This is a genomic window from Ruminococcus sp. (assembly GCF_016283395.1).
Genome location: NZ_JAEEMU010000056.1, coordinates 15,296 through 27,811, shown reverse-complemented (window position 1 = coordinate 27,811; position 12,516 = coordinate 15,296). Strand labels below are relative to the sequence as shown.

13 protein-coding genes are annotated in these 12,516 nt (G+C 46.5%); 11 read left to right on the top strand and 2 right to left on the bottom strand.

Features of this window, described 5'->3' with window-relative positions; all coding sequences use genetic code 11:
* The first annotated feature begins 38 nt into the window (after positions 1-38).
* The 5 genes from QZZ41_RS14500 to xerC all read left to right on the top strand — a co-directional run bounded on the left by QZZ41_RS14500 (position 39) and on the right by xerC (position 3,926).
* On the top strand, positions 39-329 hold the full coding sequence (locus tag QZZ41_RS14500) for a DNA-binding protein (RefSeq protein ID WP_295073711.1): 291 nt from the start codon (positions 39-41) through the stop codon (positions 327-329).
* A 14-nt stretch (positions 330-343) separates the two neighbouring features.
* Positions 344-559: a hypothetical protein gene (locus QZZ41_RS14495; protein WP_295073708.1), complete on the top strand. Its 216-nt coding sequence runs from the start codon at positions 344-346 to the stop codon at positions 557-559.
* A gap of 2 nt (positions 560-561) precedes the next feature.
* A complete protein-coding gene (locus QZZ41_RS14490) occupies positions 562-1,149 on the top strand; it encodes a CHC2 zinc finger domain-containing protein (RefSeq protein WP_295073705.1) in 588 nt (195 codons plus the stop codon).
* 334 nt (positions 1,150-1,483) lie between these two features.
* A complete protein-coding gene (locus QZZ41_RS14485; protein ID WP_295073702.1) occupies positions 1,484-2,680 on the top strand; it encodes a plasmid recombination protein in 1,197 nt (398 codons plus the stop codon).
* A gap of 109 nt (positions 2,681-2,789) precedes the next feature.
* On the top strand, positions 2,790-3,926 hold the full coding sequence (gene xerC / locus QZZ41_RS14480; protein WP_295073699.1) for a site-specific integrase: 1,137 nt from the start codon (positions 2,790-2,792) through the stop codon (positions 3,924-3,926).
* Between the two features lie 116 nt (positions 3,927-4,042).
* On the opposite strand, the gene rpsI is transcribed toward xerC, so the two are convergent.
* Together rpsI and rplM are read right to left on the bottom strand one after the other, a co-directional pair.
* Positions 4,043-4,444 carry a 30S ribosomal protein S9 gene (gene rpsI, locus QZZ41_RS14475; RefSeq protein ID WP_074718234.1) on the bottom strand — a complete coding sequence of 134 codons (402 nt, stop codon included), beginning with the start codon at positions 4,442-4,444 and terminating at the stop codon, positions 4,043-4,045.
* A gap of 16 nt (positions 4,445-4,460) precedes the next feature.
* Positions 4,461-4,889 (bottom strand): 50S ribosomal protein L13, encoded by a 429-nt coding sequence (rplM, locus tag QZZ41_RS14470; RefSeq protein ID WP_028517099.1) that lies wholly within the window; start codon positions 4,887-4,889, stop codon positions 4,461-4,463.
* A 769-nt stretch (positions 4,890-5,658) separates the two neighbouring features.
* Here rplM and QZZ41_RS14465 point away from each other — a divergent pair.
* The 6 genes from QZZ41_RS14465 (at position 5,659) to QZZ41_RS14440 (ending at position 12,457) form a co-directional block, all read left to right on the top strand.
* Positions 5,659-7,734: an endo-1,4-beta-xylanase gene (locus QZZ41_RS14465; protein ID WP_295073695.1), complete on the top strand. Its 2,076-nt coding sequence runs from the start codon at positions 5,659-5,661 to the stop codon at positions 7,732-7,734.
* Positions 7,735-7,897: 163 nt separating this feature from the next.
* Entirely contained in the window at positions 7,898-8,581 is a 684-nt protein-coding gene (locus tag QZZ41_RS14460; RefSeq protein ID WP_295073692.1) for a hypothetical protein, read from the top strand.
* A gap of 100 nt (positions 8,582-8,681) precedes the next feature.
* On the top strand, positions 8,682-10,127 hold the full coding sequence (gene proS, locus QZZ41_RS14455) for a proline--tRNA ligase (protein WP_295073689.1): 1,446 nt from the start codon (positions 8,682-8,684) through the stop codon (positions 10,125-10,127).
* A gap of 260 nt (positions 10,128-10,387) precedes the next feature.
* Positions 10,388-10,828, top strand: coding sequence for a ribonuclease HI (gene rnhA, locus QZZ41_RS14450; protein WP_074718249.1), 441 nt, complete (start codon positions 10,388-10,390; stop codon positions 10,826-10,828).
* A gap of 12 nt (positions 10,829-10,840) precedes the next feature.
* Complete coding sequence (gene nifS / locus QZZ41_RS14445; protein WP_295073686.1) at positions 10,841-12,037, top strand: cysteine desulfurase NifS; 1,197 nt, start codon at positions 10,841-10,843, stop codon at positions 12,035-12,037.
* Between the two features lie 15 nt (positions 12,038-12,052).
* Positions 12,053-12,457 carry an EF-Tu/IF-2/RF-3 family GTPase gene (locus tag QZZ41_RS14440; RefSeq protein WP_295073684.1) on the top strand — a complete coding sequence of 135 codons (405 nt, stop codon included), beginning with the start codon at positions 12,053-12,055 and terminating at the stop codon, positions 12,455-12,457.
* Positions 12,458-12,516 lie beyond the last annotated feature (59 nt).

Here is a 12,516-nt window from a genome sequence, read left to right as displayed (position 1 = left end):
ATACAACTCAGAGAAAAGAGAAAGATGAGGTATTTATTATGCTTACAAGAGAACAGAAAGAGACAATGCTGAACCAGATACTGGAGCTTATGACTGCTATCGCCTATGATGAGCCTGTGGAGAACGCTCCCGCGCCCACCGAGAAAAAGCCTGAAAAGGTGAAGATGCTCACCGTGAAAGAGTGTACGGAGCTTATTGACGGGCTTTCCGAACACACCGTGCGTATGCTCGTTGCTCAGAATAAGATCAAGTATATCCGCACAGGCGAGGGTGTCCGTGGCAAGATACTTGTCAATAAGGCTGACCTGCTAAACTATTTTCAGAACTGAGAGGGGGTGATAATATGTGCGAATACAACGAGAATGATCTCTGCAACGGTATCCATACTTTCGATGATGCCGAGCAGGAGGAGCTTTACTACAAGATGCTCCACACGCTGTTCTATCGTGGCTTCTATGCTGCCGATAACAAGGACTGCGATCCCTGCCATTTCCTGACCGAACAGGAGCAGAACGTTTACAAGTCGGCTCTCGACTTCTACAACTCTATCCCGTTCTGAGCGTGACGATATTCGAGCAAGTAAAATCTGCTATTGATATGAGAACGGTTGCAGAGGGATACGGCTTACATATTGACCGTGGCGGTATGGCACTTTGTCCCTTTCACAATGAGCGTACTCCCTCTGCGAAAATCTATCCCGATGCCCTGCACTGCTTCGGCTGCGGAACACACGTTGATGTTATCGTATTCACGCAGAAAATGTTCGGACTGGACAAGCCTATTGATGCAGTAAAAAAGCTGAATGAGGACTTCGGTTTGAATATCGAGATCGGTAAAGCTCCGACTGCGAAAGAAGTGTCCGAATATCAGAAGCGTGTTCAGGAAAAACGAGCCTATGAAGAATGGGAAAAGTCCGCTTGGCGAACACTCAATGATTACCTGTGGCTGATGCGTGAATGGAGACAGCTTGCTCCTGCTTCTCACGATGAAAAATGTGATGAAAGATTTGTGTATTCCCTGCATCACTTGGACTACGCAGAGTACCTCTGTCTGGAGTTCATTAACTTCAATAAAGCAGATCGGCTGTCCATGAAAAATATCGTGGAACAGATTGCAGATTTTTTGAAAAATATGAGGGCTGTTTTTTGAAAAAATATCACTTCCGATATGTGATTTTTTCAAAATTGTAATGCGTTTTTCCACAGCTCTCATGGGTACGATTCAGAATAATTGTACCCACATTTTCGGCTGCTCCGCCAGCCGTTTTAGCCTCGCAGAGCCACAATAGCATTTTTGATAGTCCGGGTAGGCTGTCAAAAGTGCTTTGGGGTTTACTGGCGGCACTCCGCAAGTAATTCCGGCTCTCCGAGCCGTTTGGTTTGCCGATCTCCGTATCGTTACAAGCCAATCTGTCCGTCAGGACTTTGCGTCAGCAATTCCCTCATCAGAGGGTTAAGATACACATTAAAAAGGAGAGATAAAAATGAATATAAAATCTATCTCGATGTGCGAGGGTAAAGGCAGCCTTTCACATAACAACCGAGAGTTCACTGCCAGGAACATAGACAGCTCCAGAACACCGAACAATGTTGTGTTCGTTCAGCAGGCTTTGAGCGATGCCTACCACCAGCTTTTTGATGAAGCAGTCGAGAAATACAATGCCCGTCAGAAAAGAAATGACAGGAAGATACACAATTACTTTGAGCACCTGTTCAACCGCCTGCCGAGCAAGAGTGTTATCACGGGTACGAACAAGCAAAAGAGCTTCTACGAACATCTTGTTTACATAGGAACGAGAAAAGATACAGCGGTCGGCACTCCCGATGCTGAGATAACGACTGAATGCCTGCGTGAATACATGGAGGGCTTTCAGCAGAGGAATCCGAACCTTTATGTGTTCAATGCGGTTCTCCACCTCGATGAATCTACACCGCATCTGCACATCAACTATATCCCCGTAGGTCACTTCGCCCGTGGACTTGAAGTCCGCAATGCCAAGAACAAGGCTTTGGAGGAAATGGGCTTCGGTAATGATGTGAAATCGAATGATCGCTGGAGGAGAAGTGAGTGGGATATCCTGAAGAATATCTGCAACGCTCACGATATCGAGATCAGCGAGCCTAAGAAGTCCAGAGGGTACAGCTACACGGTCGAGGAGTACGGCGAGCATCAGGACAGGATTGATGCTCTCAATGCCGAGATTGAAAGGCTCACCGCCGAGCGTGACGAAGCTGTTGAGGAGTTTGAAAAGGTGTCCAGGAAAAAGGTGAAGCTGACTGAGATAGACAGCGTGGAGACCGGCAAGACCGTGTTCGGCGGTAAGGTGACTGTCTCTCAGGAGGACTGGGAGAATGTGTCCGACCTTGCAAAGAAAGAAGTCGCATCTCAGAAGCAGACTAAGAAGCTCCGCAAGGAACGTGATGACGCTGTTCAGGAGCGTGACAAGCTGAAAACGCAGCTGGCAGCAGTCTCCTCAGAGCTTTCGGAGTACAAGAAAAAGGAAGATAACAAGCGTTATTTCTCCCGTGAAAAGCAGAATGCCGAAGCTCAGCGTATCAAGCGTGAGGAACAGCTCTCCCGTGACCTGCAAAAGGCAAGGGCTTTCATAACTGCCTGTGGACTTGCGGAGGATTTTGCCCGGTATAAGTTTAACAAAACAAGAAATTCAGAGTTAGAATAAAAGACAAAAAGCTATGGCATATCTCGGAAAGCGCTTGACAAAGAGAGAATAGTGCGCTACAATGCTAAATACAGAGATATGCCATAGTGTAAATTTGGAGGGATTTACATTGGCAAATATAACAAAACGTGGAAACACATTCCGTATCAGGGTGTTTGTCGGCTACGATATGAACGGCAAACAGCTTGTAAAATCGACCACCTTCACTCCGCCTGTCGGGGTGACTGAAAAGAAAGCTGAGAAGCTGGCTCAGGAGTACGCTTTTGAGTTCGAGAGACACTGCAAGGGTTACTCTCTGCTCAACGAGAATATGCGATTTTCAGAGCTTGCCGACTGGTATTTCACAAACTACGCTCCCCAGGAGCTGAAAGAAAGTACCGTCTACACCTATTGGGGGCAGTATAAGAATCACATCGAGCCTGTTCTTGGCAACGTAAAAGTCAAGGACATAAACGCTCCCAGGCTGACGCAGATAATGCAGTCCTATGACCTGAATCCTGCGACGGTCAAGAAGCTGTACGTCATTGTGCAGAGCATCTTCCGCAGAGGAGCAGAGCAGGGCTTTATCCGTGACACTCCCTGCCGTAACGTGGTACTGCCGAAGCGGAAGAAAAGCCGCAAGAACAAGGCTCTGGAGGAGGACAAGCTCAAAAGGTTTATGGCTTACCTTGAAAACAAGCCGTGGGACGAGGACTTCAAGCGTATCATCAAGGTACTGCTGTACACGGGTATGCGTTCTGGTGAGTGTCTCGGACTTGCGTGGGAGGACATTGACTTTGAGCACAACACGATCTCCATAAACCACACGCTGACCGATATAGGTGGAAAGCATGAGCTGACCGATCCTAAGACCGAGAGCAGTATCCGCATCATCGGTATGGGGCAGGAGTTGAAAAAAGTCCTTCTCGCTCAAAGGGACTACATCGAGAAACTGAAACTCGCCCTCGGTGATGATTTCGCTCACCCTGAAATGGTGTTCGTGTCCGCAAGAGGGAACTACCGTGACCGCAATTCGGTATATCAGTCCCTCAAACGTTTTACCAAGGGAACTGAGTTCGAGGATATGACGCTGCATCAGCTTCGTCACTGCAACGCAACAATGCTCCTGAACAGCGGTATCGATCTGAAAGTTGTGTCCGAACATCTTGGTCACTGTGATGTGAACGTCACCGCCGACATCTACGCCGATGTTCTGCGAAAAACAAAAGCCCGAACTGCCGAGCAGATCGAGCTGTGCCTTGCGTAAAGGCAAATAAAAACCTCCCTGCGCGAACAGGGAGGTGATTGACTTGACCAATAGTTGACCAAAGAGTTTTGGAACACTCGCAAAGTGCGTAGATACGCAGATTTTGAGGTGTGTGATTATCTCTTTGAGAACTGAGGAGCGCGACGAGCAGCCTTGAGACCGTACTTCTTTCTCTCCTTCATTCTTGGGTCACGAGTGAGGAATCCAGCCTTCTTGAGAGCAGGACGGAGCTCAGCATCGAATTCAAGAAGAGCTCTTGAGATACCGTGTCTGATAGCACCAGCCTGACCTGTAACGCCGCCGCCTGCAACAGTGCAAACAACGTCGAACTTCTCAACATTGTCAGTAAGAGCGAGAGGTTGACGAACGATGAGCTTGAGTGTTTCGAGACCGAAATACTCGTCGATGCCTCTGCCGTTTATAGTAACATTACCTGAACCTGGGTAAATTCTTACTCTTGCTACGGAGTGCTTTCTTCTGCCTGTTCCGTAGTAGTATTTAACTTTTGATTCGTACATTTAAAAGCACCTCCTATTAAAGCTCGTAAGCAACAGGCTTCTGAGCCTCCTGCTTGTGATTAGCGTCCTTGTAGGTTCTGAGTCTCTTGAGCTGAGCTCTGCCAAGGCTGTTGTTAGGGAGCATACCGTTAACAGCGATCATCATAGCTCTGTCAGCCTGCTCAGCCATCATGTCCTTGTAAGAAATGGACTTGAGACCGCCGATCCAGCCTGTGTGCCAGTAGTACTTCTTCTGCTCGAGCTTTCTTCCTGTAAGAACAGCCTTAGCGCAGTTGATAACGATAACGTGATCTCCGCAATCTACGTTGGGAGTATAAGTGGGCTTATGCTTGCCTCTGAGAATGTGAGCAGCCTTAGCAGCAACACGACCGAGGGACTGACCCTCAGCGTCGAGGATATACCAAGTACGGCTTACTTCAGCGGGTTTTGCCAGTGTAGTTGACATAATATTTTCCTCCTGTAATTATATTTCGGAAGGAAAGCGAATACGGAAACAAGAGGCAGAGCCTCCGAATGAAGCTTAAGGACCTGCCTCTTGCTTCCCGAAAAAACGCCTGTTCCTTCACAGTGCAAGACTTATTATACACGATATAAAAGAGTATGTCAAGGTTTTTTTAGGAATTTTTTTAATATATACCCTATTTTCTCTCTCAATCTCTCACTTATGCTCTGTTTCTCTCTCTTTCTCACGTTTCGTTTCATCTTTTTGAAGTAGAAAAATGAGTGGATATTCCATGAAATTGTGTGCAAATTGTCAGCCTTAAGCCCTTAGCCATTAGCTTGTAGGGGCGAGTTCCGCTCACCCGTGTTTCCATAACAAATACCATGATATACATTGTAGAGACGCGCAATGCGCGTCCGCAAACATACAACATCAAATCCGTACACGAACGACCAGTGGTCGTCCCTACAATGCGCTCATGTGCCTGCATCGTAATTAACGGGGGGCATATTATCCGCCCTTTTTAACTTGCAATGCGTAATTTGTAATTAAAGTGCCGTAAGCGATGTACAAGTATGGGGATTGATAAGAGTGAGCGAGTTTACGAGTGCCAACGTGGCAAGGGTGCAGCGTCACGCTGCCTTGACCATTTTTTGTTACAGTTTATAGTGAAACTTTCCATTTATTGCTCATTATATGGTGCTATCATTGACTTATTTGTACAATCGTGATACAATATAAACACAAAAATTTATTTTTGGAGGAATTTACTATGAAAGGAAAACACATCAACCAGCTGATCGCAGGTGTTATGGGTGCAGCTATGACACTGACAGCAACAGCAGCAGCTGTTCATGCGGTAGCACCCGCAGACATACAGCTGACAAACAACAAGGTATCCGCATCAGCAGAGGGAAAAGTAGTATTTGACCTTGGCTTTGAGAGTGAGGACGATCTCGCTAACTGGTCAAACAGAGGCGGCGATGATACTACAAAGGTATCTATTTCGGCAGATGCTGCAAAGAGCGGCAAGAGCGGACTTCTTGCAAGCGGCAGAAGTGAGAGCTGGAATGGTCCAGCATTCCGTCTTGACGGTGTACTCGAACCAAATAAGCAGTATTACCTCAGTGCTTCAGTAAAGGGCAAGTACTACACAAGCGCAATGCTCAGCTTCCAGTCAACAGCTGACGGAGTTACATCTTACTCCAACCTCGTTCAGAACCTGAACGGCAGCGACTGGGCTACAGTAAAGGACGTACCGATCAGCTACAGCGACGGTATGGAAGGTGTTTATGTTTACTTTGAGGGCGGTTCGGATGATCTTTACATTGACGACTTCAAGATCGTTGAAGCTCCTCATATAGATATTGAGAAGGATCTTCCTTCACTCAGTGAGTTATACAAGGATCAGTTCAAGGTAGGTACTGCTCTTACTCCTGATGATCTTGCTTCACAGCCATTTATGGATCTTGTACAGAAGCACTTCGGCGAGAGCATCACAGTCGGCAACCAGATGAAGCCCGACTATGTTCTCAATAAGGACGCTACACTTAAATATTTCGAGGAGACAGGCGACGACACGACTCCTCAGATAAGCTTTGCACAGGCTAAGCCTGTTCTCAATTATGCAAGAAAATACGGTATACCTGTAAGAGTTCACACTCTCGTATGGCACAGCCAGACTCCTGAGTGGTTCTTCAAGGAGGACTTCGACGAGAAGAAGGATTACGTTTCTCCCGAGAAGATGAAGAAGCGTATGGAGAACTACATCAAGAGCTATTTCGAGACTCTTACAAAGCTTTACCCTGATATAGACTTCTATGCTTGTGACGTTGTAAACGAAGCATGGACAGATGACGGAAAGCCGCGTGAGGCAGGTCACTGCGCTCAGTCAAACAACTACGCTGCTTCTGACTGGGTAGCTGTATTCGGTGACAACTCATTCATTGATTACGCTTTCGAGTATGCAAGAAAGTATGCTCCTGAGGGCTGTAAGCTCTACTACAACGACTTTAACGAGTACATGACAGGCAAGATGAACGCTGTATGCGAAATGGCTGAAAGACTCAAGAAGGCAGGCAATATCGACGGTATCGGTATGCAGTCTCACCTTGATGTAAGAGAGAGCTTACAGGCAGCATTCCCGTCACTCTCTATGTATGAAACAGCTCTCAAGAAGTACACAGAACTCGGTCTTGATGTTCAGATAACAGAGCTCGATGCTACTGTACAGGATAAATCAGGCGACAAGTATTTCGACGTTCAGGGCGATTACTACAAGGGACTCTTCAAGCTCTATGAGAAGTATGCTGATAAGATCTCAGCTGTTATCTTCTGGGGCGTTACAGACCCTAAGAGCTGGAGAGCTTCACAGAATCCGCTCATCTTCGATAAGGAATATATGGCTAAGCCTGCATTCAAGGATATCGTAGGCGACAGAACTGCTGCTGATCCTGTAAGAACTACTATTCCAGACGTCGGCAAGGTAACTACAACAACAACAACTACTACGACCACATCAGTTACAACTTCTGCTCAGACAACAACATCTGTAGGCGAAGAAGTTAAGGTAACTAAGCTCGGCGACGCAAATAATGACAGTCAGATCGACATGGGTGACGTTGTTATCATCATGCAGGCACTTGCTAACCCTAACAAGTACGGCATCGACGGTACAGACGAACACGCTATCACAAAGCAGGGCTGGGCAAATGCTGATATAGCAGGCACAAGCAAGGGTGTTACAAACGACGATGCACTTGCAATACAGGAGTATCTCCTCGGCAAGCGCAATCTTGAGGGCGGTTTAGACGGCTTACAGGAAGTCGGCGGAAACGCTTCAAAATAATTCAATTCAGACATGATATGGTAAATATAAAAGCTGCACGGCTTGTACGTGCAGCTTTTTGCAGTATATTGACTTTTTTAAGCATTTGTGATATCATAAGCGTGTATTGTATCACCCCGCAAATCTCAATATACTTACGAATACTATACTAAGGAGAATAATTATGGATCTTAGAAATTTTTCGGACGGAACCCCAACATTTGAAGGCGGCAGAAAGAAAGCCTCGCCTGTGCCTGCTATAATAATCATGGTTCTTTTGGCAGCACTTGGCTTATATATGGGCATATCGGGCATGACAAAGAAAAGTATGTCACTTGATGACGCTTTCAGCAATGGTTCTGTATACGGCAGCCGTGTAAGCGGTGTACCTTCATATGGTGCAAGTCACCCGAATTTTGAGTATACTCACAAGTTCGGATTTATACCGCTTATCGATGAATACTACTATATTATCATGTCAGATGATATGCAGCATGGAGTGCTGGTACGTGCTGACAAGGACTTCGGCAAAAACTTTGACAGCGAGACCTATAAGAATATAAGCGGTATTGAAATAAAGGGCAATGTAAAGAGCACAAGCAAAAAAGTGCAGGAGAATTTTTCTGGAGTAGACTACAGGAGCATCAGGAGTGCCGATTACATAGACCTGCTCTACAACAAAATGAACATCATATGGCTCATTATAGGCGTTTATAACGCTCTTGCAGTGGTGCTTCTGATAATACATTTCGCAAAGAACCGCGGTTCAGCTCCCGAAACAGTTGTCGGAAAGTGTATTGCCGGAGTAATGATCGTCGGAGCTTTAGTCTGCACATACCTGCTTGTATATATGTTAGTTCAGATATAAGCAGAAAGACTGTACTGACAGGGATTTTTGATTGACAATATCATAAATAGATGATATAATTAATGTATCTATTGAAATATTACAGAAAGAGGTCATATTTATGGCAAAAGATAAAAAGCTGGTATCTGAGATAACCTCAATGGACGAGGATTTCGCTCAGTGGTATACCGACATCTGCAAAAAGGCAGAGCTTATCGAATATACAAGCGTTAAGGGCTGTATGGTAATACGTCCCTATGGTTACGCTATATGGGAAAATATGCAGCATATCCTTGATACTACTTTCAAGGAACTTGGACACGAGAATGTTTGTATGCCTATGTTTATTCCCGAGAGCCTTCTCCAGAAGGAAAAGGATCACGTTGAGGGCTTTGCTCCCGAGGTTGCATGGGTAACTCACGGCGGAAGCGAAAAGCTTGAGGACAGACTCTGTGTACGTCCTACTTCCGAGACTCTTTTCTGTGAGCATTATGCTAATATAGTTCATTCATACCGCGATCTTCCTAAGCTCTACAACCAGTGGGTAAGCGTTGTTCGCTGGGAAAAGACCACACGTCCTTTCCTCCGCTCAAGAGAGTTCCTGTGGCAGGAAGGTCATACTATCCACGCAACAGCTGAGGAGGCTGTTGAAGAGACAGAGCGTATGCTCAATGTGTATGCTGATTTCTGTGAAAAGTCACTTGCTATGCCTGTTGTAAAGGGCAAAAAGACAGAGAGCGACAAGTTCGCAGGAGCTGTATCAACATACGCTATCGAAGCTCTTATGCATGACGGTAAGGCTTTACAGGCTGGTACTTCACACTATTTCGGCGATGGCTTTGCAAAGGCTTTCGGCATTGAATATACAGACAAGGAAAACAAGAGAGTAAATCCTCACCAGACAAGCTGGGGCGTAACAACTCGTCTTATCGGTGCAGTTATCATGACTCACGGCGACAACAGCGGTCTCGTACTTCCGCCTGCTGTAGCTCCGATACAGGCAGTTATCGTACCTATCGCACAGCACAAGGAGGGCGTTCTCGACAAGGCAAACGAGCTCCTCAATGAGCTCAAAGCCGCAGGTATCAGAGTCAAGGTCGATGACAGCGAGAACTCACCGGGCTGGAAGTTTGCTGAGTACGAAATGAAGGGCGTACCTGTTCGTATCGAGATAGGACCTCGTGATATCGAGGAAAATCAGTGCATCGTAGCTGTACGTTACAGCGGCGAAAAGAAAACAGTAGCTCTCGGCGATCTTGCTGTATATGTAAAGGCACTCCTCGAAAAGGAGATACCCGAGGGTATGTTCAATAAGGCTGCCGAGAACCGTGCAAACAGAACTTATACCTGCACAACTCTTGACGAGATCAAAAATGCTCTTGAAGAAAAGGGCGACGGCTTCGTAAAGGCAATGTGGTGCGGCGAAGAAGCTTGCGAGGACGAGGTAAAGGAAAAGACAGGCGTTGGCTCAAGATGTATCCCGTTCGAGCAGGAGCAGATCAGCGACAAGTGCGTATGCTGCGGCAAGCCTGCTAAGTATATGGTATACTGGGGCAAGGCTTATTAATGCGTAATTAATAATGCATAATTCATAATTGTAGGGACGCCCATTGGGTGTCCGCAGCAAAAAACAATGTAGGGGCGGATATTATCCGCCCTTTTCGTTCTTTCATTGTTAGCGGCAGCAAACTTTGCGATGTGTTACTTATGGACTGCCTATTGATTTTATGTTTATTTTATTGTAAAATGATATTAAGAAGATAGGACGGCGATTACGTCGCCCCTACTAATAACTAACCACTAATCACTTAATCAGGGGTGAGACATATAAAAACAGTTGAGATATTCACAGACGGTGCTTGCAGCGGCAATCCGGGTCCCGGGGGATACGGTGTAGTGCTTCGTTTCGGCAATATAGAAAAGGAGCTCTCTGGCGGCGACAGTGCCACCACCAACAACAGAATGGAACTTCTCGGTGTCATCACAGGACTGTCGGCTCTGAAAGAGCCATGCAAAGTCATTCTTACTACCGACAGCAAATACGTAGTTGACAGCGTAACTAAGGGCTGGGTATACGGCTGGAAGAAAAAGGGCTGGATAAAGTCCGACAAGAAGCCTGCTTTGAACGTTGACCTGTGGGAGCAGCTCCTGCCGCTCCTTGAAAAGCATGACGTTACGTTCAATTGGGTAAAGGGACACGCAGGACACCCCGAAAACGAACGCTGTGACCGACTTGCAGTGGAACAGCGCGATATTTACTCGAAATAGGAGAAATATCCTTTGGAAAAGCGATTTGTTTATGCAGATAATGCTGCGACTACGGCAGTCTCGGAGGAAGTCCTGAACGCTATGCTGCCCTATTTCACAACGGCATACGGCAACGCTTCGAGTATATACAAGCTGGGACGCGACGCACAGAAGGCTGTTGAGACAGCCCGTGAAAAAGCGGCAAAGTCAATAGGTGCAGAGCCGAGAGAGATATTCTTTACAAGCGGCGGGTCAGAGTCGAATAACTGGGCTATAAAGGGTGCTGCGGAGCTTATGACTGAAAAGGGTAAGAAGCACATCGTTACTTCCGTTTTCGAGCATCATTCTGTGCTCCACACCTGCGGATATCTCAGTGACCGCGGCTTTGAAGTAACATATATCCCTGTAAATGACAAGGGGCTTATCGACCCCGAGGACGTAAAAAAGGCTATACGCGATGATACTGCACTTGTTACTGTCATGTACGCAAATAACGAGATAGGCACTATCCAGCCAGTTGGCGAGATAGCTGCTTTGTGCAGGGAAAAGGGAGTGCTTTTCCACACAGACGCAGTACAGGCTGTGGGACACGTTGATATTGACGTACACAGGCAGGTCATAGATATGCTTTCAGTTTCGGGGCATAAGATACACGCTCAGAAAGGGATAGGCGCACTTTATATCCGCAAGGGTATAGTTCTGCCTAATCTTATACACGGCGGCGGTCAGGAGCGCGGAAAACGTGCAGGTACGGAAAATGTGCCTGCTATCGTAGGTCTTGGAGCAGCCGTAGAAGCTGCAACGCGCAGTATTGCAGAAAAAGCTGCTGTAACAGCTTCAAAGAGAGACCGCCTTATTGACGGGCTTCTCAAAATACCGCATACCCGTCTTAACGGCGACAGGGAAAGGCGGCTTGCAGGGAATATCAATATCTCCTTTGAGGGTATTGACGGGGAAGCACTCCTGCTCATGCTTGACCTGAACGGTATCTGCGGTTCATCGGGTTCAGCCTGTACATCGGGCTCAAATGACCCGTCACACGTACTTATGTCTATTGGTCTCAGCAGTGAAGCTGCTCACAGCTCCCTGAGACTTTCTATAGAGGAGGATATAACAGATGAGGATATCAGCTATATCCTCGAAGTTATCACTAAATCAGCCGAAAAACTGCGTTCAAAGTCGCCTGCATGGGAAAGAATGATGAAGAACGAAAAAACTAACAGACAATGAAATGGAGGTAAGATCATGGGATTTCTGGATAAGCTCAAGGACAAGATATTCAACCGCGAACCTTCTGATACGGGTTTTATGACCGATGATGAAAAGGAGCTTCGCGAATACGAGGCGTATTATACTCCGCAGTCGGGAGTTGCAGAGGGTACGTATTCAGAGTTTGTTGTTACCGATGTTTTTACTATAACAGGCAGAGGCACGGTAGTTACGGGTACTGTAACAGGCGGCGTGTTCTTTGTGGGTGACAATGTGCTGCTGGTACACAATGGAAACGCAGGCACACCAACGACTATTATTGGTATAGAGCAGTTCCGCAAAGTGTGCGAGTCGGTTTCTGAGGGCGCAAATGCAGGCTTTATTCTGAAGGATATCGACAGGAAACAAGTCTCCAGAAACGACATAATCAAGAAGAAATAAGCAGCGTGACACTGCGCCCATACTCGTACATCGCTTACGGGACTTTAATTACGAAATAA